At 71.6% G+C, this 24,173-nt stretch carries 19 protein-coding genes; 15 read left to right on the plus strand and 4 right to left on the minus strand.

The window, feature by feature from the left end; translation table 11 throughout:
* Nucleotide 1: 1 nt before the first annotated feature.
* A complete protein-coding gene (locus ACSBPG_RS02085; protein ID WP_435535433.1) occupies nucleotides 2–2,767 on the minus strand; it encodes a SwmB domain-containing protein in 2,766 nt (921 codons plus the stop codon).
* A 488-nt stretch (nucleotides 2,768–3,255) separates the two neighbouring features.
* Between ACSBPG_RS02085 and ACSBPG_RS02090 the strand changes: the two genes are divergently transcribed.
* Both ACSBPG_RS02090 and ACSBPG_RS02095 read left to right on the plus strand, forming a co-directional pair.
* On the plus strand, nucleotides 3,256–4,668 hold the full coding sequence (locus ACSBPG_RS02090; RefSeq protein ID WP_435535434.1) for a multicopper oxidase family protein: 1,413 nt from the start codon (nucleotides 3,256–3,258) through the stop codon (nucleotides 4,666–4,668).
* Nucleotides 4,665–5,978, plus strand: a complete 1,314-nt coding sequence (locus ACSBPG_RS02095) for a class I SAM-dependent RNA methyltransferase (RefSeq protein WP_435535435.1) — start codon at nucleotides 4,665–4,667, stop codon at nucleotides 5,976–5,978. Before ACSBPG_RS02090 ends, ACSBPG_RS02095 begins: the two co-directional genes overlap by 4 nt.
* A 3-nt stretch (nucleotides 5,979–5,981) precedes the next feature.
* On the opposite strand, the gene ACSBPG_RS02100 is transcribed toward ACSBPG_RS02095, so the two are convergent.
* Complete coding sequence (locus tag ACSBPG_RS02100) at nucleotides 5,982–7,178, minus strand: class I SAM-dependent rRNA methyltransferase (protein ID WP_435535436.1); 1,197 nt, start codon at nucleotides 7,176–7,178, stop codon at nucleotides 5,982–5,984.
* A gap of 181 nt (nucleotides 7,179–7,359) precedes the next feature.
* On the minus strand, nucleotides 7,360–7,884 hold the full coding sequence (locus ACSBPG_RS02105; RefSeq protein ID WP_435535437.1) for a hypothetical protein: 525 nt from the start codon (nucleotides 7,882–7,884) through the stop codon (nucleotides 7,360–7,362).
* A 242-nt stretch (nucleotides 7,885–8,126) separates the two neighbouring features.
* On the opposite strand from ACSBPG_RS02105, the gene ccoN reads away from it, so the two are divergent.
* From ccoN to ACSBPG_RS02170, 13 genes are all read left to right on the plus strand, one after another.
* Complete coding sequence (gene ccoN, locus ACSBPG_RS02110) at nucleotides 8,127–9,623, plus strand: cytochrome-c oxidase, cbb3-type subunit I (RefSeq protein ID WP_435535438.1); 1,497 nt, start codon at nucleotides 8,127–8,129, stop codon at nucleotides 9,621–9,623.
* Nucleotides 9,624–9,642: 19 nt separating this feature from the next.
* Complete coding sequence (gene ccoO, locus ACSBPG_RS02115; RefSeq protein WP_435535439.1) at nucleotides 9,643–10,386, plus strand: cytochrome-c oxidase, cbb3-type subunit II; 744 nt, start codon at nucleotides 9,643–9,645, stop codon at nucleotides 10,384–10,386.
* Nucleotides 10,387–10,399: 13 nt separating this feature from the next.
* Nucleotides 10,400–10,561 carry a cbb3-type cytochrome c oxidase subunit 3 gene (locus tag ACSBPG_RS02120; RefSeq protein WP_435535440.1) on the plus strand — a complete coding sequence of 54 codons (162 nt, stop codon included), beginning with the start codon at nucleotides 10,400–10,402 and terminating at the stop codon, nucleotides 10,559–10,561.
* 3 nt (nucleotides 10,562–10,564) lie between these two features.
* Entirely contained in the window at nucleotides 10,565–11,461 is an 897-nt protein-coding gene (ccoP, locus tag ACSBPG_RS02125) for a cytochrome-c oxidase, cbb3-type subunit III (protein WP_435535441.1), read from the plus strand.
* A 277-nt stretch (nucleotides 11,462–11,738) separates the two neighbouring features.
* The gene (gene ccoG / locus ACSBPG_RS02130) at nucleotides 11,739–13,250 is read left to right on the plus strand and encodes a cytochrome c oxidase accessory protein CcoG (RefSeq protein ID WP_435535442.1); all 1,512 of its coding nucleotides are present in this window, start codon (nucleotides 11,739–11,741) and stop codon (nucleotides 13,248–13,250) included.
* A 34-nt stretch (nucleotides 13,251–13,284) separates the two neighbouring features.
* Nucleotides 13,285–13,815: a FixH family protein gene (locus ACSBPG_RS02135; RefSeq protein ID WP_435535443.1), complete on the plus strand. Its 531-nt coding sequence runs from the start codon at nucleotides 13,285–13,287 to the stop codon at nucleotides 13,813–13,815.
* Nucleotides 13,816–16,293 (plus strand): heavy metal translocating P-type ATPase, encoded by a 2,478-nt coding sequence (locus ACSBPG_RS02140; protein ID WP_435535444.1) that lies wholly within the window; start codon nucleotides 13,816–13,818, stop codon nucleotides 16,291–16,293.
* Nucleotides 16,214–16,390, plus strand: a complete 177-nt coding sequence (gene ccoS, locus ACSBPG_RS02145; protein WP_435535445.1) for a cbb3-type cytochrome oxidase assembly protein CcoS — start codon at nucleotides 16,214–16,216, stop codon at nucleotides 16,388–16,390. The genes ACSBPG_RS02140 and ccoS overlap by 80 nt, the downstream gene beginning before the upstream one ends.
* A gap of 114 nt (nucleotides 16,391–16,504) precedes the next feature.
* Nucleotides 16,505–17,242, plus strand: coding sequence for a Crp/Fnr family transcriptional regulator (locus ACSBPG_RS02150; RefSeq protein WP_435535446.1), 738 nt, complete (start codon nucleotides 16,505–16,507; stop codon nucleotides 17,240–17,242).
* 7 nt (nucleotides 17,243–17,249) lie between these two features.
* Nucleotides 17,250–18,281: a P1 family peptidase gene (locus ACSBPG_RS02155; protein ID WP_435535447.1), complete on the plus strand. Its 1,032-nt coding sequence runs from the start codon at nucleotides 17,250–17,252 to the stop codon at nucleotides 18,279–18,281.
* A gap of 58 nt (nucleotides 18,282–18,339) precedes the next feature.
* Nucleotides 18,340–19,851 (plus strand): ABC transporter substrate-binding protein, encoded by a 1,512-nt coding sequence (locus tag ACSBPG_RS02160; RefSeq protein ID WP_435535448.1) that lies wholly within the window; start codon nucleotides 18,340–18,342, stop codon nucleotides 19,849–19,851.
* 31 nt (nucleotides 19,852–19,882) lie between these two features.
* A complete protein-coding gene (locus ACSBPG_RS02165) occupies nucleotides 19,883–20,830 on the plus strand; it encodes an ABC transporter permease (protein WP_435535449.1) in 948 nt (315 codons plus the stop codon).
* Nucleotides 20,827–21,672, plus strand: coding sequence for an ABC transporter permease (locus tag ACSBPG_RS02170; RefSeq protein WP_435535450.1), 846 nt, complete (start codon nucleotides 20,827–20,829; stop codon nucleotides 21,670–21,672). The genes ACSBPG_RS02165 and ACSBPG_RS02170 overlap by 4 nt, the downstream gene beginning before the upstream one ends.
* Here ACSBPG_RS02170 and ACSBPG_RS02175 read toward each other — a convergent pair.
* Complete coding sequence (locus tag ACSBPG_RS02175) at nucleotides 21,648–24,029, minus strand: mechanosensitive ion channel domain-containing protein (RefSeq protein WP_435535451.1); 2,382 nt, start codon at nucleotides 24,027–24,029, stop codon at nucleotides 21,648–21,650. The genes ACSBPG_RS02170 and ACSBPG_RS02175 overlap by 25 nt on opposite strands.
* Nucleotides 24,030–24,173 lie beyond the last annotated feature (144 nt).

The following is a 24,173-nucleotide window of genomic DNA, read 5'->3' on the forward strand; positions in this document are numbered from 1 at the left end:
CTCAGGCCGCGGCGAACCAGGAATCGGCGACCTCGGCCGGCCGGACGCCCACCAGGGTGAGGGTGTTGCCGGAGCCGAAGTCGACCACGGCGCCGGCGTCGCCGGCGCGGACGGTCCAGGCGGCGCCGCCGGCGTCGAGCCGGTCGCCGGCCGCGGCGTCGAAATCGGCGACCACGTCGGCGCCCTCGCCGGCCCGGAACAGGTCCGCCCCGAGACCGCCGGTGAGCGTGTCGTCGCCGAGGTTGCCGACCAGGACGTCGTCGCCCTGGCCGCCGAACAGCCGATCGTCGCCCTGGCCGCCGAACAGCGTGTCGCCGCCCTGGTTGCCGTAGAGCAGGTCGTCGCCCTGGTTGCCGAACAGCCGGTCGGTCCCGAGATTGCCGTGGAGGGCGTCGGCGCCGAGGTTGCCGTGGAGCACGTCGCCGTCCTGGCCGCCGAACGCCTGGTCGTCGCCCTGGCCGCCGAAGAGGGTGTCGGCGCCGAGATTGCCGTAGAGGGCGTCGGTGCCGGGGTTGCCGAACAGCAGGTCGCCGTCGGCGCCGCCGGTGACCGTGTCGTCGCCGAGGTCGCCGTGGAGCACGTCGGCCCCGCCCTCCGACCCGACGAAGTCGTTGCCGGCGCCGCCGTGCAGGGTGTCGTCGTCGGCGCCCAGCACCATGTGCTGGTCCTGGCTGTCGCCGGTCACCACCTGCGAGCCGGCACCGCCGCTGATCCGCACGTTGCCGATCACGGCGGCGAAGGAGACGTTGTCGAGCGCGATCTCGGTTCCCGCCGGCAGGTTGCGGGCGTCGATGACGAGGGCCGTCGCCGGCCCGCCGGCCTCGGTGCCGGTGCCGGAGATGGTCAGGACCGCTCCCGGCGCGGCGCCGGCGCCCATGGCGGGAACGATGGTCTGCACCAGCAGCGGCGTGTCGGCGGGCAGGCCTTCGAGGAAGCTGGAGCCGCCCCCGGTCAGCGCCGCCTGGTCCGCCGACCCGGCGTCGGTGTGGCGTTCGATCGCCTGGATCAGGTCGTCGAGCGAACCGCCCGCCGCTTTGGCGCCGGTCGGGCCGGAGGCCTGGAGGCCGAAGCCGGTCGGCACCTGCGCGGCCAAGTATGCCCGCCCTCCGCCGCTGACCAGGGGAATGTCCGCGACCGTGTTGCCGCCCACCGATTCGGCCCTGGACGGGTCGACCACGGGGACGACGACGGTGTGCGAGGTGCTGCCGTCGGGGTTGGTCGTGGTGGTGGTGTCGACCGCCACCCCGTCGACCACGGACGGTCCAGGGTCGGACGAGGTCGGCGGCGAGGTGTTCGGCGGAGTCGGCGTGGGCGTACCCGACATGGTGATGCGCACGCCGAGGTCGTAGCCCGGGACTTCGGTCCAATCGGCGGCGAAATCCTGATCGCGCGTGTTGCCCGTCGTGTGCAGCCCACGGATCTCCATGCCGCCGGCGTAGGCGTCGGCCTGGTCGAACATGAGGAGGCCCGGCGGTGTGCTCTCCACGACGCCATCGACGATCAGGGCATACTGGGAGCCGACGGTGAGGCCGTCGTAGTCGATGTCGAGGTCGAAGGTCTGCAGCCCGAGCTTCTGCAGGTCGAGGCTGAGGACGCCGCTGTCGTAGAGGACCGTCGTCGGGTTGATCTGACCGGCGGCGTCGCTGACCGCGGCGACGAGGACGCGGACGTCGGCGGCAATGGGCAGCAACGGCAGCTGCAGACCGACCGTCGCACTGTCCAGCGTGGTTCCGGTGGCGGTGAAGGTCTGCCCGACATAGTTGCTGAAGATCGCGGGATTCGCGGCGCCGTTCATCAACTCGATGGTCGGCGTGCGGTTCTCGACGGCGGTCGCGGTCAGCGACGCGGCGTCCACGCCGGACGCTCCCTGGACGGCGTGGTCGTCATCATCGGCGGTGGGATCGGCGTAGGCGACGGTGACGGCTTGGCCCTGCTGGACCGGGTCGGCCAGGGTCAGCGTCACGGTCTTGGCGGCGGAATCGACGGCGACGCCGGCGACCGTCATCGGGGTACCACCGGCCACGACGACGAAGTCGGTCGCCGAGGGGGGGTGGTTTGCGTCAAGCGTCTGGTCGTAGGTCATCGTGAGGGACCGGCTCACGACGGTTGCCCCGACGAAGGCAGGGGGCGGCTGATACGCTGACAGGGTGACGCCGTCGGGGCCTGAAGCGACCTTCCAGGCCGCCGTCGACGGAAGGAGGTCGAGATTCTGCAGGTTAAGGGTCGCACCGCCGCCCAGGGACAGCGTGGCCGTGCCATTCGACAGGCCCGGCGTGTCCGCGACGGCAATCCCATCGAGGGCCGACAGGTCTGCCAGGAGGGCGTCCGAGATGCGGATCGTCTCGTCGAGGCCGATGTCGACGACCGTGTCCCCGTCGAGCTCCGCCCGCGTGCCGGCGAACTGGTCCACCCCGGCACCGCCGTGCAGCAGGTCGATGCCTGCGCCTCCGTACAGCGTGTCGGTGCCGTCGCCACCGACAAGCGTGTCGGCACCGGCGTCTCCGCGCAGCACGTCGTTCCCGACCGCACCGGACAGACTGTCTGCGCCGGCACCGCCCGCAATGGTGTCCTCGCCACCGCCGCCATCGACGGTATCGTCGTTGTTCCCGCCGGCGATGATGTCGCCCCGGTTCCCCCCCTCGATGTCCGCCTTGCCGGCGCCGGTCCAGGTTATCGACAGACCGTCCCCGCGGTCGATCGGCACGTGGGTCGACGACGTGTATCGTAGAAGATCGTCCTGCAGCGAGCCGTTCTGGACTTTGTACACATCATCACTGCTCCAATACATGCGTATGTTGTCGGATTCATTCATGTATGAAGTCAGGTATGCCGGTGAACCGCTATGATAAATCCATACCGATTTGACGGGATATGTTGCCGTCACATTTGTATAATCATTGCCGCCGTTGACAAAAAACTCAGACACCGCTCGCTCCATCGGAAAATAGCAAAACAAATACGGAATCCTGCTCTGCATGTGAAAAACATTTAGAAAACACTTGCCGGAAAGACGGGCCTCTGTGACATTGCCACGCAGAGGCAAAATAAAACCGGCGAAATAAACATCATTTTACACGCTATAATCGCACTTTATGGCGGCGTCATAGCGAGAACGCAAACTTTGAATTGAAACGAATTGTAACCGGCGGCGATGAGATCCTGTCGAAGGCAGGCTGGCTGCCTCCGGACCTCCGCCAGCGGCTAGGCGTGTGGGGTGACTTGGGCTAAGCTGGCGCGAACCGACGGAGTCCGTTCATGGTCGACACGCGACTGATCAGCGCCAGCCGCCGCGCCGTTCTGGCCGGCGCCGCCGGTCTCGCCGGGGCGGCGCTGTTGCCGTCGGCTGCGCGCGCCGTCCTCGCACCCGCGGGACATCCCCTCGCTCTCCGGGCTGGCCCGGCGCGGCTGCCGTTGGTGGGAGCGCCGTATCCGCCGACGACGGTGTGGGCCTACAACGGCACCGTGCCGGGACCGGAACTGCGCTTCCGCCAGGGAGACATGGCGCGCATCGCCGTCACCAACGCCCTGGCCGAGCCGACCACCGTGCACTGGCACGGCCTGCGGGTGCCCAACGCCATGGACGGCGTGCCCCACCTCAGCCAGGAGCCGGTGCCGGCGGGCGGCACCTTCGCCTATGAGTTCCCCCTCAAGGACGCCGGCACGTTCTGGTACCACCCGCACGCCAACAGCGCCGAGCAGGTGGCGCGGGGACTGGCCGGCGTGCTGGTGGTGGAGGAACCGGAGCCGATCCGCGTCGATCGCGAGCTGGTGTGGGCGCTGGCCGACTGGCGCCTCGCCGAGACGGCGGCGATCGCGGATGATTTCGGCCATCCCATGGACGCCAGCCACGCCGGGCGGCTCGGCAACACGGTCACGGTGAACGGCGCCATCGTCGACGCGATTTCCGTGCGGGCCGGCGAGCGCGTGCGGCTGCGCCTCGCCAACGTGTCCAGCGCCCGCGTCTTCGCCCTGGAGTTCCAGGGGCACACGCCGCAGGTGATCGCCCTGGATGGCCAGCCCGTGGCGCCGCACGCGCCGGCGGACGGCCGAGTCGTCCTGGCGCCGGGCCAGCGCACGGACCTGATCCTCGACCTGGCGGGCGCGCCGGGCGAGCGGTTCGACGTGGTCGACGGCTTCTACCCGCGCCAGGCCTATCGCTTGACGACGCTCGTCTACGGCGACGAGGCACCCGTGCGGACGTCCCCGCTCGACGCACCGGTCGCCCTGCCCGCCAACCCGCTTCCGGTTCCCGACCTCGGCTCGGCGGTGCGCCAGGACGTTCTGATCGAGGGCGGCGCCATGGGAGCTCTGCCCCACGGCATGCGCATGACGCCGGAGGGGCCGTTCTGGGCGCTCAACGGCACGGCCGCCATGGGGCACGCCATCGAGCCGCTCATCACCGTCAAACGCGGCCAAACGGTGCGCATGGGGTTCGCCAACGAGACGGCGTGGTGGCATCCCATGCACCTCCACGGCTTTCCCTTCCAGGTGCTGAGCGTCGACGGTGTTCCGCCGACGCACGCCCAGTGGCGGGACACGGTTCTGCTGGCGCCGCGGCAGTCGGCGGAAATCGCCTTCGTCGCCGAGGAGCCCGGCGACTGGATGCTCCACTGCCATGTGCTGGAGCACCAGCAGTCGGGCATGATGGCGGTGGTGAGGGTGGCATGATGGCGCGCGGCCGTCCCGTCCCGAAGCGTCCCGTCCCGAAGCGCCCCGTCCCGGAGCGGGTCGTCGACCTGACCGTCCGCGAGGTCGGCGCCCGCGGCGACGGCATCGCCGACCTGGAGGGAGCCCGGGTCTACGTGCCCCTGACGGTCCCCGGCGACCGCGTCCGCGTGCGCCTTGGCGACGCCCGCGGCGAGGGGCTGCGCGGGGACGTCGTGGAGCTGCTGGAGCCCGGCCCCGGCCGGGGCGTTCCGGCGTGCGGCCATTTCGGCGCCTGCGGCGGCTGCTCGCTCCAGCATCTCGCCGACGAGAGCTACGCCGCCTGGAAGACGGCGGCCGTGCGCACGGCGCTGGCCCGGGTCGGTCTCGGCGACGTGCCCATGGAGCCGTTGGCCCGCACCGCTCCGGGTGGCCGCCGCCGCGCCCGTTTCGCCGCGCTGAAGCGCGGCCGGCGGGTGTGGCTCGGCTTCAACGAACGCCTCAGCCATCGCCTCGTCGACCTGCGGGGTTGCCCCGTTCTGGCGCCGCGCCTGGAGGCGCTGCTGGCGCCGCTGCGGGCGGCGCTGGCGGTGGTCCTGCCGGACGGCGGTGGCTGCGACGCGGTGGTGGCCGATCTGGAGGGGGGAATCGACCTGCTGCTGGTCGGCCCCCGCCGTCTGGAGCGCGCCGCACGGGAGCGTTTGACGGCGTTTGCCGTGGAACACGGCGTCGCCCGCCTGTCCTGGCAGGCGGACGACCGCGGCGTGCCGGAGCCGGTCGCCCACCGCCAGCCCGTCGTCGTGCGCTTCGCCGGCGTGCCCGTGGTTCCGCCGCCCGGTGCCTTCCTGCAGGCCAGCGTCGCCGGTGAGGAGGCGCTGGCCGCGGCGGTGCTGGAGACCGTGCCGCCGGACTCGCGGCGCGTCGCCGACCTCTTCGCCGGGATCGGCACCTTTTCCATTCCGCTTTCCCAACGATGCCCGGTCCATGCGGTCGAAGGGGATGCGCCCGCGATGACGGCGCTGGCCCGCGCCACGGGGGCGCTGCGTCTGACGACGGAGCGCCGCGACCTGTTCGAGCAGCCGCTCACGGCCAAGGAGCTGTCCCGCTTCGACGCCGTGGTCTTCGACCCGCCGCGCGCCGGGGCGGCGGCCCAGGCGGCGGAACTGGCGGCGAGCCGGGTGCCGCGGGTGGTGGCGGTGTCCTGCAACCCCGCCACCTTCGCCCGCGACGCCCGCACGCTGGTGGACGGCGGGCATGCGTTTGACCGCGTTTACCCGGTCGACCAGTTCCTGTGGTCGGCCCACGTGGAACTGGTCGGGGTGTTCACGCGCTGACCGTCAGTCGAGCTGCAGCACGATCGCCTTGAGGTAGGCCGATTCCGGCAGGTGCGGGTGCACCGGGTGGTCGGGGCCGGCGCCGGCGAAGCGCAGGATGCGGCCGCTCCGGCCGGCGTCGACGAGGCCGCGCGCCACCTGCTCGGCGAAGGTCGGCGGGTCGACGTTGTGGCTGCACGAGCCGGCCAGCAGGATGCCGCCGGGGGCGGTGATGCGGGCCGCCAGCCGGGTCATCTTGCGGTAGGCGCGGCAGCCCACCGCCAGATCCTTTTTCGACTTCACGAAGGCCGGCGGGTCGGCGACCACGACGTCGAAGCGCTCGCCGGCCGCCGCCAGCCGGTCCAGCTCGGTGAAGGCGTCGGCGCGGCGCGCCTCGAAGATCCCGGCGACACCGTTGGCGTCGGCGGCGCGGGCGGCGTTGTCGAGGGCCGGCTGCGAGCGGTCGACGGCGACCACCGAGGCGGCGCCGCGCGCCGCGCAGGTCACGGCGAAGCCGCCGTTGTAGCTGAAGAAGTCGATCACCCGGCCGCCGCGGGCGAGCGACGCCACGAAGGCGCGGTTGTCGCGCTGGTCGTAGAACCACCCGGTCTTCTGCCCGCCCAGCGGGTCGGCGAAGAAGGCGACGCCGTTCTCCTCCAGGCGGATCGGCCCGTCGACGGTGCCCTTGGCGAGGCGCGTCTCCTCGGGCAGCCCCTCCATCGCGCGCTGGGTGCTGTCGTTGCGCAGGATGACCGCGGCCGGGTCGAGCACCTCGTCCAGCGCCGCCAGCACGTCGGGCAGATGGCGGTCCATGAAGACGGAGTTGGCCTGCACCGTCACCACGTCGCCGTAGCGGTCGACGATCAGCGCCGGCAGCCCGTCGGCCTCGGCGTGCACCAGCCGGTAGAAGGGGCGGTCGAACAGCCGCTCGCGCAGGGCGAGCGCGCCGCGGATGCGGGCGGCCAGGAAGGCGCGGTCGACGGTGGCGCCGGTGTCGGCCGTCAGCAGCCGGGCGGCGATCAGGGTGTGCGGGTTGAAGGTCGCCAGGCCGAGCGGCGTGCCGCCGCCGTCGAGCAGGCGGACGACGCTGCCGGGCGGCACCGCCTTGGCCGAGGTGTCCATCTGCACCTCGTTGGAATAGACCCAGGGATGGCCGTGCCGGACGCGCTTGTCGCGGCCGGGATGGAGGCGGATGACGGGGAGGCGTGGGGTGTCGGTCATGATGGCGCATCCTACCCGTCCCGGCGCGCCGCGCAACGATGGTCGCACGGCACCGGAACGCGGACCGCCGGAGCGGCCGCGGCGGGTCTGCGCGCATTTGCCGCGCCCCCGTCGGGCGGCGGCGGCGGCGGGCCGGATACGGCGTGGCGGGACGCCCCGCCGCACCGGACGGGGGCGCCGCTCAGGCCCCGTCGTGGAGCGGTTCGAGGGCCAGCCCGCGGTTGTCGTTGGCGCCGCCGACGGGCTTGCACAACCGCAGGGCCCCGGCGGCGTGCCCTTCGTCGCGAAAGAACGCCATCACCGTCCGGCAATAGCCGGGAAGCGAATGGTCCGCCTCGGGAAAGTTCGTGTGAATGGATCGGCAGGACAGCGAGCGGGCGAGCCCGTCCATCGACCGAAGAAGCGTCGAGGCCGCCGCCGCGACGTCGAACAGGTCGAGGACGATGAAGTCGTCGACGACGAGAATGCGGCCGCAGCGAAGGTTTTCCTCTACGGAATAGGAGAAGAGCCCATGGATGTAACCGCGGTCGTTCTGCACCGTCATGATCCCGCGGGTCGCCGCGGCGCCGCCGCGGCGGCCGATCGCGGCGCCGGCGTAGGCCCGCCAGCGCTCCACCGTGAGCTCCGGCGCGATGGTCCGGACCAGCGGGAACGCCTGGTCGATCTGGCCCCTGTCCAGGGGTTTCGCGATGAAGCCGTCGTCCATGGCCCTTCCGCTGGCTGCAGCGTCCGGCGAACGATGGCAGCGTGCACTCGGGAGGGTCGTTGACGTAGATCAATGTTGCCTCGGCAGCCCCTACACATAGTGGCGAAATAGGCGGCAGGGCATAAGCCCGTGCGGGCACGGCGTCGTACGCCCGTTTGCCGCCCTCCTAAACGAAGTACCCACGCGGTGGTGCAACCTCAAGGGAGCGGCCCAAGCCGCCCGGGGCAAACGGGAGAGATTGTATGGCATCAGCGACTCTGACCCCAGGGGCCGCCCTGGGCAGCCAGCGGGTGTCGGGGGACGTCCGGTACTACGAGGACGTCATTCGGCTCTTTACGATCGCGGCAGTGTTCTGGGGCGTCGTCGGCTTCCTGGCCGGCACCTTCATCGCGCTGCAGCTCGCCTTTCCGGCGCTGAACCTGGGCCTGGAGTGGACCAGCTTCGGACGCCTGCGGCCGGTCCACACCTCGGCCGTCATCTTCGCCTTCGGCGGCAACGTGCTGTTCGCCACGTCGCTGTACGTGGTGCAGCGCACCTGCCGCCAGTTCCTCTTCGGCGGCGAGGGTCTGGCCAAGTTCATCTTCTGGAACTACCAGATCTTCATCGTCCTGGCGGCGCTGTCCTACGTCCTGGGCTACACCCAGGGCAAGGAGTACGCGGAGCCGGAGTGGATCCTCGATCTCTACCTGACGGTGATCTGGGTCCTCTACGCCGTGAGCTACATCGGCACGGTGATGACCCGCAAGGAGTCGCACATCTACGTCGCCAACTGGTTCTTCATGGCGTTCATCCTCACCGTCGCCATCCTGCACCTCGGCAACAACGTCAACTGGCCGGTGTCGCTGTTCGGCATGAAGAGCTACACCTTCGTGTCGGGCGTGCAGAGCGCCATGGTGCAGTGGTGGTACGGCCACAACGCCGTCGGCTTCTTCCTGACCGCCGGTTTCCTCGGCATCATGTACTACTTCGTGCCGAAGCGGGCGGAGCGGCCGGTGTATTCGTACCGGCTGTCGATCGTGCACTTCTGGACGCTGATCTTCCTCTACATCTGGGCCGGCCCGCACCACCTGCACTACACCGCGCTGCCGGACTGGGCGCAGACGCTCGGCATGACCTTCTCGGTGATGCTGTGGATGCCGTCGTGGGGCGGCATGATCAACGGCATCATGACCCTGTCGGGCGCCTGGGACAAGCTGCGCACCGACCCGGTCCTGCGCTTCCTGGTCACCTCGGTCGCCTTCTACGGCATGTCGACCTTCGAGGGTCCGCTGATGTCGGTGAAGCCGGTCAACGCGCTGTCGCACTACACCGACTGGACCGTCGGCCACGTGCACTCCGGCGCGCTCGGCTGGGTCGCCTTCATCAGCTTCGGCGCCATCTACTACCTCGTCCCGGTCCTGTGGAAGCGCCAGCAGCTCTACAGCCTGCGCCTGGTCAGCTACCACTTCTGGACCGCCACCATCGGCATCGTGCTGTACATCACCGCCATGTGGGTGTCCGGCATCATGCAGGGCCTGATGTGGCGCGCCTACGACAACCTGGGCTTCCTGCAGTACTCGTTCGTCGAGACGGTGGCCGCCATGCACCCGTTCTACGTGATCCGCGCGCTCGGCGGCGTCCTGTTCGTCGCCGGTTCGCTGATCATGGTCTACAACCTGTGGCGTACGGCCCGCGGCGACGTCCGCATCGAGAAGCCCTACGTCACGGCGCCGCACAAGGCGGCCGTGGGCGCGGCCTGAAGCCCGGAGGACCCGAAATATGGCTGAGGAAAAGAAGGGCTTTAGCCACGACACGATCGAGCGCAACACGCTCCTTCTCGTCGTGCTGATCCTGATCACCGTCTCGATCGGCGGGCTCGTGCAGATCGTCCCGCTGTTCACCATCGAATCCACCATCGAGAAGGTCGACGGGGTCCGCCCCTACTCGCCGCTCGAGCTGGCGGGCTACAACATCTACGTCCGCGAGGGCTGCTACAACTGCCACAGCCAGATGATCCGTCCGTTCCGCGACGAGGTGGAGCGCTACGGCCACTACTCGCTGGCGGCGGAGAGCATGCACGACCGTCCCTTCCAGTGGGCGTCGAAGCGCACCGGTCCCGACCTCGCCCGGGTCGGCGGCAAGTACTCCAACGACTGGCACGTCGCCCACCTGGTCGATCCGCGCTCGGTGGTGCCGGAATCGATCATGCCGGGCTACGCCTGGATGGCCCACCGGCCGCTCAAGGCGGACGACATCGCCGAGCACCTGAAGGCGCTCAACGTCGTCGGCACGCACTATTCGGACGAGCAGATCGCCAACGCCAAGGCCGATCTGGTCGCCCAGCAGGACCCGAACGCCGACACCGAGGGCCTGCTGTCGCGCTACCCGAAGGCGGTCGTGGGCGACTTCACCGGTGACGCCAAGGTGGTCACCGAGATGGACGCTCTCGTGGCCTATCTGCAGGTGCTGGGAACGATGGTGGACTTCACCAAGTACCAGTCGCCGGCGCAGCTCCAGCAGTGAGCGGGAGGGATCCATGGATCTGGATCAGATCACCGTAGCCCTGCGGTCGTTCTGGACGGTGTGGCTGATGATCCTGATGTCGGGCATCCTGGTGTACGCCATGTGGCCCGGCAACCGGAGCAAGTTCGACGACGCCGCCCGAATCCCGCTCAAGGATGATGGTCAGGAGTTTTAGGCCATGGCGAACAAAGTTGAAAAGGACGCCCTGTCCGGCGTCGAGACCACGGGCCACGAGTGGGACGGTCTGCGGGAGCTCAACAACCCGCTGCCGAAGTGGTGGCTGTACATCTTCTACGTCACGATCGCCTGGTCGCTGGTGTACTACGTGCTCTATCCGGCCTGGCCGCTGGGCAGCAGCTACACCAAGGGGGCGCTGGGCTGGTCGATGCGCGAGGAGATCGTCGAGAAGCTGGCCGAGGCGAAGGCCGCCCAGGGCAAGTTCCTGACCGCCATCGCCGCCAAGTCGGTCGACGAGATCCAGCAGGACAAGGACCTGCTGGCCTTCGCCATGGCCGGCGGCCGCACCATGTTCAACGAGAACTGCGCGGCCTGCCACGGCGCCGGCGGCCAGGGGGCCAAGGGCTTCCCGACGCTCGCCGACGACGTCTGGATGTGGGGCGGCGGCACCACCGCCGACATCTACCGCACCATCCAGCACGGCATCCGCGCCAACGACGGCGAGACCCGCGGCGTCGTCGGCTCCGGCATGACCGCCTTCGGCAAGGACGGCATCCTCGACCGCACGCAGATCGACCAGGTCTCCGACTACATCCTGTCGCTCAACGGCAGGCAGCACGACGCCGCCAAGGCCGGGGCCGGCAAGACCGTGTTCGAGGAGAACTGCGTGGCCTGCCACGGGCCGAACGCCGAAGGGTCGGAGGCCGCCGGCCTGCCGGACGTCGGCGCCCCGCCGCTGGTGACCAGCAACTGGCTCTACGGCGGCGACAAGACCGCCCTGGTGGAGACCATCACCAACGGCCGCGCCGGCGTGATGCCGAACTGGGCGGCGCGCCTGGACGACACCACGATCAAGCAGCTCGCGGTCTACGTCCACAACCTGGGCGGCGGCAAGTAGGCCGTCGCCGCCGGCGACGCCATGGCACGACGGATGCCGGGGAGGCGACTTCCCGGCATTCGCCGTTTTCCGGCCAAACCTCGCCCAACGCGGTCAAACCCGCGCCTCGCTTGACGTTTTCCTAATGGACCATTGATCCATCGCAATGCCCCCTGCGACGGTTCGTCGCCATAGTCGCGACGCACGCGGAAGCCATCTCGCCCCTCGAACCGCAGCGGTCCGGCGAGCCCTTCCGCGGAGCGCCCGATCAGGCCACCGATCCAACAAGGCACAGCCCATGAGCATGGCGACCGACACGCAGGAGAAGCCCAGCGCCCACCAGCCGCCGCCGGAGCCGGCGCCTCAGGCGGAGAAGCGCCCGTCCAGCTCCCTGTACGCCAAGCACAGCAAGATCTATCCGAAGGCCGTGCACGGCCGCTTCCGCCGCCTGAAGTGGCTGGCGCTCGGCGTGCTGCTCGGCATCTACTACGCGCTGCCGTGGCTGCGCTGGGACCGCGGGCCGAACGCCCCGGACCAGGCGGTGCTGCTCGATCTGCCGGCGCGCCGCTTCTACCTCTTCTTCATCGAGCTGTGGCCGCAGCAGATCTACTATCTCACCGGCGCGCTGATCGTCGCCGCCGTCGGCCTGTTCCTGGCGACCTCGGTGGCGGGGCGCCTGTGGTGCGGCTACGCCTGCCCGCAGACGGTGTGGACCGACCTGTTCGTCTGGGTCGAGCGGCTGGTGGAGGGCGAGCGCGGCGAGCGCATCCGCCTCGACAACGCGCCCTGGTCCTTCGAGAAGCTGCGCAAGAAGGCCCTGAAGAACCTCGTCTGGATCCTCATCTCGCTGGCGACCGGCGGGGCGTGGATCTTCTACTTCGTCGACGCGCCGACCTTCGCCGGCGACCTGCTGCGCCTCGAGGCCAGCTCGACCGCCGTCGGCTTCATCCTGCTGTTCACCGCCACCACCTACCTGCTGGCCGGCTTCGCGCGCGAGCAGGTGTGCATCTACATGTGCCCCTGGCCGCGCTTCCAGAGCGCCATGATCGACGAGGAGAGCCTCGTCGTCACCTACGAGGAGTGGCGCGGCGAGCGCCGCGGCCACGTCCGCAAGTCGCAGAGCTGGGAGCAGCGCCAGGCCGAGGGCTTCGGCGACTGCATCGACTGCCACGCCTGCTACCACGCCTGCCCGACCGGCGTGGACATCCGCAACGGCTCCCAGCTCGCCTGCATCGGCTGCGGCCTGTGCATCGACGCCTGCGACGAGGTGATGACCAGGATCGGCCGCCCGACGGGCCTGGTGAAGTTCGACACCCACACCAACCAGGTGGCGCTGGCCAACGGCAACACGCCGGCGCCGATGCGGCTGATCCGGCCGCGCACCATCATCTACACCCTGATGCTGACGGTGGTGGGCGGGATGATCGCCGCCGGCCTGATCTTCAAGCCGGGCCTCGACGTCAGCGTGCTGCGCGACCGCGCCCCCCTGTTCGTGGCGCTGTCCGACGGCTCCATCCGCAACGCCTACACCTTCAAGATCTCCAACATGACGCGCGACCCGCGGGACTACACGCTGGCGGTCGACGACCTGGCGGGCGCCCGCCTGGCCGTCGCCGGCGAGGGTCAGGGCGCGGAGGCGGCGCGGGTCCGCCTGAGCGCGGCGCCCGACACCGTCGCCACCTATCGAATCTTCGTGACCGCCCCGCGCGCCGATGTGCCCCGGGCCTCGCGGCCGCTAAACTTCACCCTGACGTCGGCGACCGGCGAGACCGCGACCTACGAGACGGTCTTCATGGCGCCGGGCGACTGACCTTCCCCTCCCTCCCGCAAGGATCGATCGGACGATGAGCATGTCCACGGACGTCCGCACCGAGCTGTCAGCGAACCGCCGCGGGGGCCCCACGCGGGCCCGCGGCTGGTACATTCCCTGGCTGTTCGTCGCCTTCTTCCTGCTGGTCTTCACGGCCAACGGGTTCATGGTCTACATCGCCACCTCGACCTACAACGGCCTGGAGACGGAGAACCACTTCGTCAAGGGCATCCTCTACAACAAGTCCCTGGAGGGGGCCCGCGCCCAGGCCGAGCGCGGCTGGCAGGTCGACCTCGCCTTCGCGCCGACCGAGGCGCTGAAGGGCATCGTCGCCGTCACCCTGCACGACAAGCACGGCAACCTGCTGCGCGACAGCACGGTCACCGTGCGCTTCATCCGGCCGACCGCCGAGGGCCACGATTTCGAGACGGAACTGCCCTACCTCGGCGAGGGCCGCTACGCCAAGCCGGTGGAGCTGCCGCTGCCCGGGCAGTGGGACATGCGCCTGACCATCGTGCACGGCGGCGACGACTTCCAGGACCAGCAACGCATCTTCGTCAAGTAAATGGCCGATTGTCTCCATTGCGGACAGCCGCTCGCCGCCGGCGTTCCCGCCGCGGCGGCGGCCGCTGGCGAGGGCGAGGACGGCGCGTTCTGCTGCGCCGGCTGCGCCGCCGCCTACGACATGGTGCGCGGCCTCGGGCTGGAGCGCTACTACGAGCGCCGCTGCGTCGACCCCACGGCGCGGCCGATCCGGCCCGACGCCGACGCGCCCGCCGTCGACTACGCGCCCCACGCCCGCCTCCAGGCGGACGGCACGGCGGTGCTGCACCTGATGGTCGACGGGCTGCAGTGCGCCGCCTGCGTCTGGCTGATCGAGACGGTGCTGGGCCGCCAGCCGGGCGTCGAGCACGCCCGCCTCAACATGACGACGCGCCGCCTCACCGTGCGCTGGCGGCCGCAGGACAGCGACGCCAACACCCTGATGGCGGCCGTCACGGCGCTGGGCTACCGCGCCGTGCCCTTCGATCCCGACCGCCTCGGCTCGGCCCAGAAGAAGGCCGAGACCGAGCTGCTGCGCGCCATGGCGGTGGCCGGCTTCGCCGCCGGCAACGTCATGCTGCTGTCGGTCTCGGTGTGGGCGGGGCACAGCCAGGGCATGGGGACGGCGACCCGCGACCTGATGCACTGGCTGTCGGCGCTGATCTGCCTGCCCGCCATCGCCTACGCCATCCGCCCCTTCGCCCGCTCGGCGGTGCAGGCGCTGGCGCGCCGGCGCACCAACATGGACGTGCCGATCACCCTGGGCGTCGTGCTGGCGACGTCCATGAGCCTGTTCGAGACGGTCAACAGCGGCGCCCATGCCTATTTCGACGGCGCGGTGATGCTGCTGTTCTTCCTGCTGATCGGCCGCTACCTCGACCAGCGGGCCCGCGGCCGGGCGCGCTCGGCCGCCGAACAGCTGCTCGGCCTGCAGGCCACCGCGGTCACCGTGCTGCAGCCCGACGGGCGCACCGCGATCGTCCCGCCGGAGCGGGTGGCGCCCGGCGCCACGGTGCTGATCGCCGTCGGCGAGCGCATCCCGGTCGACGGCCGCGTCGCCGACGGCGTCTCCGACCTCGACACCTCGCTGATCACCGGCGAGAGCGTGCCGGGCGCGGTGCGCCCAGGCGACGGGGTGTTCGCCGGCATGCTGAACCTGACCGCACCGCTGCGCCTGACGGTGACGGCGGTCGGCGAGGGCACCCTGCTGGCCGAGATCGTCCGCATGATGGAGGTGGCCGAGCAGGGCCGCGCCCGCTACGTCGCCGTGGCCGACCGGGTGTCGCGCCTCTACGCGCCGGTCGTCCATCTGGCGGCGCTCGTCACCTTCCTCGGCTGGACCCTGCTGATGGAGGCGCCGTGGCAGGCGTCGCTGATGAACGCGGTCGCCGTGCTCATCATCACCTGCCCCTGCGCGCTGGCGCTGGCGGTGCCGGTGGTGCAGGTCATCGCCTCGGGCCGGCTGATGCGCCAGGGCATCCTGCTGAAGACGGCGACGGCGCTGGAGCGCCTCGCCACCGTCGACACCGTGGTGTTCGACAAGACCGGCACGCTGACCGAGGGGCGGCCGGTGCCGCACCTCGCCGGCCTCGACCCCGCGGCGCTGCGCCAGGCCGCGGCGCTGGCGGCGGCCAGCCGCCACCCGCTGGCGCGCGCCCTGGTGCGCGCCGTGCCCGGCGTGCCGGTGGCCGACGGGGTGCGGGAGGTGCCGGGCGCCGGGCTGGCGCTGGACACCGGTGCCGGCGAGGTGCGGCTCGGCAGCCGCCGCTTCGCCGGGGTGGCCGAGGACGTGGCGGCGGCGGCCGGCGCTCCCGGGCCGGAGCTGTGGCTGGCCCGGCCGGGTGCCGTGCCGCTGCGCATCGGCTTCGTCGACGCGCCCCGCAGCGACGCCGCCGCCGTGGTCGCCGGCTTGCGGGCGCGCGGCCTCGACCTCGTCCTCCTCTCCGGCGACCGCCGGGCGGCCGTCGCCGCGGTGGCGGAGGAGCTCGGCATCGCCGACTGGCGGGCCGAACAGACGCCGGCCGACAAGACGGCGGCGCTGCAGGCCCTGCAGGCGGCGGGGCGGCGCGTGCTGATGGTGGGCGACGGCCTCAACGACGCCCCAGCGCTCGCCGCGGCGACCGTGTCCATGTCGCCCTCGACCGCGGTGGACGTCAGCCAGACCGCCGCCGACGTGGTCTTCCAGGGGGTGCGCCTGCACCCCATCGCCGAGGTGCTCGACGTCGCCCGCCGCGCCGACCGGCTGGTCCGCCAGAATTTCGCCATCGCCATCGTCTACAACCTCTTCGCCGTGCCGCTGGCGATGGCCGGCCTGCTGACGCCGCTGCTCGCGGCGCTGGCGATGTCGTCGTCCTCGCTCATCGTGATCGCCAACGCCCTGCGGCTCGGCCGCCGCCGGGCGGTCGTCCGGGAACCGCGCCATGACCGAACTGCTGTACCTGATCTCCATCGCCCTGACGCTCGGCCTGCTGGGGCTGGGGGCGTTCCTGTGGGCCCTTAAGTCCGGCCAGTTCGACGACCTCGACGGCGCCGCCCACCGCATCCTCTTCGACGACGACGCCCCGGCGCCGCCGGCGCGCCGGGGGGAAGGCCGCTGAGGCGCCCGGCCCGGCAGGCGGCGGTGCGGGCCCTGCGGGCATGCCTGCGAGCATGGTTGCCATCCCCGGGGAATATGACCATGATGGGGCGACGGTTAAGGGACCAAGCCCGCCATGCCCCCGTTCGACCTCGGCCGCGCCCGTGACAAGGGCGCCGCCATCGACATGAACCCGTGCGGCGCCTGCCCGGTGCGCAGCCTGACGGTGTGCGCCGCGCTCGACCCGGAAGAGTTGCGCCGTCTTGCGGACATTCTCCAGACCGTCCGCATCGAGGCCAACCAGACCATCTTCGGCGAGGGGGACGCGGCGGACGTCCTCTACAACGTCACCTCCGGCACGGTGAAGCTGTACAAGCTGCTGCCCGACGGGCGGCGGCAGATCACCGGATTCCTCGTCACCGGCGACTTCATCGGCCTGACGGTGAACGAGAGCTACGCCTACACCGCCGAGACGGTGACCACCTGCACCCTCTGCCGCTTCCCCCGCAAGAAGATGGAGGCGCTGCTGGAGGAGTTCCCGAAGATGCAGCGCCGCCTGTTCTCGATGGCCTCCAACGAGTTGGCGGCGGCGCAGGACCAGATGCTGCTGCTGGGCCGCAAGACGGCGAAGGAGAAGATCTGCTCCTTCCTCCTGATGCTGTCGCAGCGGGCGGCGCGGCGGGGCCACAAGGAGAACCCGGTGCACGTGCCGATGAGCCGGGCCGACATCGCCGACTATCTCGGCCTGACCACGGAGACGGTCAGCCGCACCTTCACCCAGCTCAAGACGGCCGGCGTGATCTCGCTCCAGGAAGGCAACAAGATCCTGATCGCCGACATGGACGCCCTCTACGACATGGCGGAAGGGTGCTGATCCCGTCATGGGCGGCGTGATCCGGACCGGGCCGCGCAACCTCATCACCGACGTCGACGGCATCCGGGTCGGCAACGCCGAGGACCACCGGGTGCGCAGCGGCGTGACCGTCGTGCTGCCCGACCGGCCGGCCCTGGCCGCCGTCGACGTGCGCGGCGGCGCGCCCGGCACCCGTGAGACGGACGCGCTCGATCCCACCTGCCTCGTCCAGGCCGTGGACGCCGTGGTGCTGTCCGGCGGCTCCGCCTTCGGCCTGGAGGCGGCGCAGGGGGCCATGCGCTGGCTCGCCGCGCGGGGGCGGGGGTTCGCCGTCGGCAGCGTCCGCGTGCCGATCGTGCCGGCCGCGGTCCTGTTCGATCTGCTGAACGGCGGCGACAAGGGGTGGGGCGACCGGCCGCCCTACGCCGCCCTGGCCGCGGCCGCCTGCGAGGGCGCCGGCCCGGAGATCGGGCTCGGCAACGCCGGCGCCGGACTCGGCGCCAAGGCGGGCGACCTCAAGGGCGGGCTGGGCAGCGCCTCCGTGGTGACCGGCGAGGGGCTGCAGGTCGGCGCGCTGATCGCCGCCAACCCGTACGGCTCCCTGGTCATGCCGGGGCAGGCGACGATGTGGGCGTGGGCGCTGGAGCGGGAGGGCGAGCTCGGCGGCCAGCCGCTTCCCACCGGCCCGGCGGGAGACGACCTCGGCCTGCCGCCGCCGACCGCCGACGCGGCGGCCGGCGGGAACACCACGATCGGCGTGGTGGCGGTCAACGCCGAGCTGACGCGGGCGGAGGCGCTGCGCGTCGCCACCATGGCCCACGACGGGCTGGCCCGGGCGATCCGGCCGGTGCACACGCCCTTCGACGGCGACACCCTGTTCGTGCTGGCCACCGCGACGCGGCCGCTGCCGGAGCCGCGCCCCTATCATCTGCTCCGCCTCGGTGCGCTCGCCGCCGACGTGGTGGCGCGGGCGGCGGCGCGCGGCGTCTATCTGGCCGACGGGCTCGGGTCCTCTCCCGGATATCGAGAACGCTATCCTGCCGCAGCCCTCCGGCCTTGAACTCCCGCCCTGCGCGCCGCATCATCCGCGCCAACCGGCAGGAGGGGAGGGGATCGGCATGCGGGGTGGGAGGTTCGGCGCGCGGGCGGCGCGCGGGGTGGCCGCGGCGGCGCTGGCGGCGCTGGTGGCGCTGGCGGGCGGGCCCGCCGCGGCCGAGCCGCGCAAGGATCTGGTGGTCGGCATGCACCTCGAGCCGCCGCACCTCGACCCCACGGCCGGCGCCGCCGGCGCCATCGACGAGGTGGTCTACGCCAACGTCTTCGAGCCGCTGCTGCGCGTCGACGCCGACGGCCAGCTCGTCTACGCGCTGGCCCAGGAGTGGAGCGTCTCCGAGGACGGCCTCGCCTACACCTTCCGGCTGCGCCCCGGCGCGCGCTTCCATGACGGGACCACCGCCGACTCCGGCGACGTCAAGTTCACCTTCGACCGCGCCCGCGGGCCGGACTCGGTCAACGCCCAGAAGGGCTATTTCGCCTCCATCGACGCCGTCGAGACGCCCGACCCGCAGACCGTGGTGGTGCGCCTCAAGCGGCCCGACGGGCTGTTCCTCTTCCACATGGCCCAGGGCGACGCGGTCATCGTGGCGCCGGAGAGTGCCGCCGGCAACAAGCAGCACCCGGTGGGCACCGGTCCCTTCCGCTTCGACCGCTGGGCCGCCGGCGACCGCGTCGAGCTGGTGCGCAACCCCGACTACGACGGGCCCCCGCCGGCGCTCGACCGCGTCTCGTTCCGGTTCGTTTCCGATCCCGCCGCGCAGGTCGCGGCGCTGATGGCGGGCGACATCGACAGCTTTCCCCAGTTCAGCTCCTACGAAGCGTTGGACCGCTTCCGTAACGATCCGTCGTTCCGGGTGACGGTGGGCACCGGCGAGGGCGAGACGCTGATGGCCGTCAACAACGCCCGCAAGCCCTTCGCCGACGTCCGGGTGCGCCGGGCGCTGGCCCACGCCATCGACCGCAAGGCCTTGGTCGAGGGCGTCACCTACGGCCTCGCCACGCCGATCGGCAGCCACTTCGCGCCGCACCGCGCCGGCTACGTCGATCTGACCGGCCTCTACCCCTACGACCCGCAGAAGGCGCGGACGCTGCTGGCCGAAGCCGGCTACCCCGACGGCTTCGACGCCACCCTGGTGCTGCCGCCGCCCGCCTACGCCCGCCGCTCCGGCGAGCTGATCGCCGCCATGCTCGCCGAGGTCGGCGTCCGCGTCGCCATCCAGAACGTGGAATGGGCGCCCTGGCTGGAGCGGGTGTTCCGCGGCAAGGACTTCGACCTCACGGTGATCGCCCACACCGAGCCGCTGGACATCGACATCTACGCCCGGCCCGACTACTACTTCGGCTACCGCAGCGAGCGCTTCGACGCGGTGACGGCCGAGCTGGAGCGCACGCTCGACGAGGGGCGCCGCCGCGAGCTCTACGGGCTGGCGCAGCGCATCCTCGCCGAGGACGCGGCGAACGACTTCCTGTTCCAGCTGCCGGTCGTCACCGTGGAGAAGGCCGGGGTGCGCGGCACCTGGGCCAACCGTCCCCTGCAGGCCAACGACGTCACCGCGGTCCACTGGGCGGAGTGACGCGGGCTTCCCTCCGCACGGGGTCCGGCCGTTGATCGTCTTCGTCGTCCGCCGCCTGCTGTCGCTCGTCCTCACCGCATGGCTCGCCACGGTGGCGGTGTTCGTGGTGCTGGAGGTGGTGCCCGGCGACCCGGCCCTCCTGATGCTGGGCGCCGAGGCGCGACCCGACACGCTGGCGGCGCTGCGCGCCGAGCTCGGCCTCGACCGGCCGGCGCCGGTGCGCTACGCCGCCTGGGTCGCCGGGCTGGCCGCCGGCGAGCTCGGCACCAGCCTCACCTACCATCGCCCGGTGGCCGAGCTGGTGGCCGAGCGGCTGGTCGTCACCGTGCCGCTGGCGCTCGGCGCCCTGGCGCTGTCGACCGTGCTGGCGCTGCCGCTCGGCCTGCTGGCGGCGTCCCGCCACGAGCGGCCGGGGGACTGGGCGGTGATGGCGTTCGGCCAGCTCGGCGTCGCCGTGCCCAGCTTCTGGTTCGCCATCGTGCTGATCCTCGTCTTCTCGGTCGGGCTGGGCTGGCTGCCGTCGGGCGGCTTTCCCGGCTGGCGGGCCGGCGTCGGCCCGGCGGCGACGGCGCTGCTGCTGCCGGCGGTGGCGCTGGCCCTGCCGGAGGCGGCGATCCTGGCGCGGGTGGCCCGCGCCGCCCTGCTCGACACGCTGCGCGAGGACTTCGTGCGCACCGCCCGCGCCAAGGGCCTGGGACACGCCGCCGTCATGGTCCGCCACGTCCTGCCCAACGCCCTGGTGCCGGTGGCGACCGTGCTCGGCTTGCAGTTCGCCTTCCTGGTGGCGGGTGCCGTGGTGGTGGAGAACGTGTTCCAGCTCCCCGGCCTGGGGCGGCTGGTCTATCAGGCGGTCGGTCAGCGCGACCTCGTGGTGGTGCGCGACGTGGTGGTCCTGCTGGCGGTCTTCGTCGTCGCCGTCAGCGCCCTTGTCGACGTGGCCCACGCCGCCCTCGACCCACGGCCGCGGAGCCGGGCGTGAGGACGGCCGCCGCCGGCCGGCGGCGCTGGCCGCCCAGCCTGACCGCTGGGCTGGCGCTGACGGCGCTGGTGGCGGCGGTCGCCGCCCTGTCGCTGGTGTGGACGCCCGACGACCCCGGGCGCATCCGCATCGCCGCCCGCCTCCGCCCGCCGGGGCCGGGACACTGGCTGGGGACCGACCATTTCGGCCGCGACGTGCTGTCCATGCTGATGGTGGGGGCGCGCCATTCCCTGGCGGTGGCGGGGGCGGCGGTGGCGCTCGGCCTCGCCGCCGGCGTGCCGCTCGGTCTCGCCGCGGCGGCCTGGCCCGGCTGGCGGGACGAGGCGGTGGCGCGCGCCGCCGACCTGCTGTTCGCCTTCCCCGCCGTGCTGACGGCGATCCTGCTGGCGGCCCTGCTGGGGCCGGGGGAACCCGGCGCCGTCCTGGCGCTCGGCCTGTTCAACGTCGCCGTGCTGGCGCGGGTGACCCGCGGCGCCGCCCGCGCGGTGTGGCGGCGCGAGTTCGTGCGCGCCGCCCTGGCGCTGGGCCGCGGCCCGGCCTCGGTGACGCTGGTGCACGTGCTGCCCAACGTCGCCGGGGTGGTGGCCGTGCAGGCCACCATCCTGTTCGCCGTCGCCATCCTCAACGAGGCGGCGCTGAGCTACCTCGGCCTCGGCGTGCAGCCGCCGGCGCCGAGCTGGGGGCGGATGCTGGGCGATGCCCAGACCCACCTGTTCACCAGCCCGCTGCAGGCGGTCTTCCCGGGAGCGGCCATCGCCGTGGCGGTGCTCGGGCTCAACCTGCTGGGCGACGGGCTGCGCGACCTGCTCGACCCCCGTCACCGGACGGCGCGGGTGACCTGAGGCTCCGTCGCCGCCGCCTCGCGGTCGGGTTGCTGCGCCGCGGCGGCGTCCCCGGCCGGGTCCGGCAGCACCGTGGTGGGGAGGGGCCGGTTGTCGCGGTCCAGCACCAGGTTGACGTGGGGGAAGGGGATGGTGATCCCCGCCTCCTCGAAGCGCTTCTTCATGTGCTTGTTGAAGGCGCGCATGACGTTCCACTGCTTGCTCGGCCGGGTCTTGAAGCGGGCCTTGACGACGACGGAGGAGGCGGCGAAGGAGTCGACGCCGAGGATCTCCAGCGGCTCCAGGATGTCGTAGCGGAAATCCGGGATCTGCTGGATCTCGGCGCCCACCTGCTTCAGCACCTCGATGACGTGGTCGGCGTCGTCGCGGTAGCTGACGCTGACGTCGAACACGGCGTAGGAGAAGTCCTTCGTCAGGTTCTTGATGGTGGTGACGGCGCTGAAGGGAATGGAATGGACGCTGCCCGCCAGGTCGCGCAGGCGGATGGTGCGGATGGAGATGGCCTCGACCACGCCGGAATGGCCGGCCACCTCGACCACGTCGCCGACCGAGATGGTGTCCTCGAAGAGGATGAAGAGGCCGGTGATGACGTCCTTGACCAGGGTCTGCGAGCCGAAGCCGATGGCCAGGCCGACGACGCCGGCACCGGCCAGCAGCGGCGCGATGTTGACGCCCAGCTCCGACAGGACGATCAGCCCGACGACGATCACCAGCAGCACCAGGAAGGCGTTGCGCAGCAGCGGCAGCAGGGTGCGGGTGCGGGCCGAGCGCTCGATGCGGGTGCCGCGCGCCTCGCGCGGCAGCAGGTAGTGCTCGATCGCCGCGCTCACCATCTCCCAGGCGACGATGGCGCCGACCAGGACCAGGGCGATCGTCACCGTGCTGGCCAGCACGCGCTGCCCCACGGGCGTCGACAGCCAGGCGACGGCGTCGATGCCCCAGGCGTCGAGCAGCGAGATGACGGCGATCGTCCAGATCGTCGACTTCAGCACGGTGTGCAGGATCGGCACGTAGCGGTTGGCGCGCTCCTCCAGTCCGGGGAACTGCTCGCGCCATTCCGGCGACACCCGGAAGCCGCGGCGCAGCAGGCGGTCGACGGCGGTGACCAGCAGGCGGGTCGCCACCAGCACCAGCAGGGTGATGACCGTCGCCCGCGCCAGGTATTCGAACCCTTCGTAGACGTTCAGCATCCAGGCGCCGAACGCGACGATCACGTAGAGGATCGCCAGCACGTGCCAGACGTCGGCGAAGCGGCGCCGGGCGGAGCGGAGCACGGCGCGGCCGCCCTCGGCCTCGCGCTCGGCGGCGGCGGCGGGATCGCCGCCCGACAGCGGGTTGCCGCGCAGCCAGTCGGCCACCGCCGTGCGGTTCTGCAGGATCAGCACGATCAGCATGGCGGCGATGATCAGGCCGAGCAGCTTCAGCACCGCCCCGTAGGCGCCGAGCGGCAGCCCCAGCACGTAGGCGCCTTCGGCCAGGAAATAGCCGTAGACGCCGACGGCGAACAGCCGGCGCATCCAGATGTAGGCGTAGGCGGCGGTCTCGTCGCGCATGCGCAGCAGCCGCAGCCCCGGCGCCGTCGGCGCGAAGGCGAAGCTGGCGACCACCATCGCCACCTGGAAGATCACCGTGGCGTTGATGAAGGCCAGCGCCACCAGCCGCACCCGCGGCGCCGGGGCGCTGACGGTGAGCAGCCCGTAGCCGAGCATGGCGAAGGCGACGATGGGCGCCAGCTCCAGCAGGGTGCGCAGGAACAGGAAGGGAAGGCGGGCGAGCGGCACGCCGTAGTGCCGCCCCTCGATGGCGCGGCGCGGACGCAGCAGCAGCCAGCGCGTGAAGCTCTGCAGCACCAGGCCGGCGGCGACGATCAGGATCAGCTCGCCCGCCAGCTCGACCCAGCGGTCGCGCGCCGACGGGTCGGTGCCTTGCCGCTGCAGCCAGTCGACGACCGAGGGAAGGTCGGAGAAGGCGGCGGTGATGGCGACGATCTGGCCGCTCAGCAGGTCGAGCCGCTGGGCCAGGAAGGCAAGGATGCGCCCCCCCAGCGTCTCGGGCAGCGGCACCGCCGCCTGCGCTTGCTCGGCCGCCGCCTCCGGCGCGGCGCGGGCTGCCAGCAGGAGGCGGAGCTGTTCCACCAGCCGTTCGCGGGCGACGGGGTCCTCCAGCGTCTTGATCATCGCTTCGATCTGGAGGACGCCGGGATCGGCCGGCGCGGCGGGCTCCTCCGCGGCCGGGGCGGCGGGCGAGGGCAGGCCGGGCACCTGCGCCGGGGCCGGCGTTGCCGAGCCGGCAAGGGACAGGAGGAACAGGAACAGGGCGGCCAGGCCGCCAATCCAGCGGGTGCTGGTTCGAGACATCGGGATCCCGTCGGCAGTGGTAGACGAGGCTTCGGCGGTGGCGGAGACTAGCCCGCCCTTCCGGGATTGCCAACCGGCACTCCGGTATACGCCACGCGGGCCTGCGTGGATTGGTTAGGCCGATCGGCCGATTCGACCGTGCAT

The organism is Azospirillum sp. ST 5-10 (genome assembly GCF_051225715.1).
Classification (GTDB): Bacteria; Pseudomonadota; Alphaproteobacteria; order Azospirillales; family Azospirillaceae; genus Azospirillum.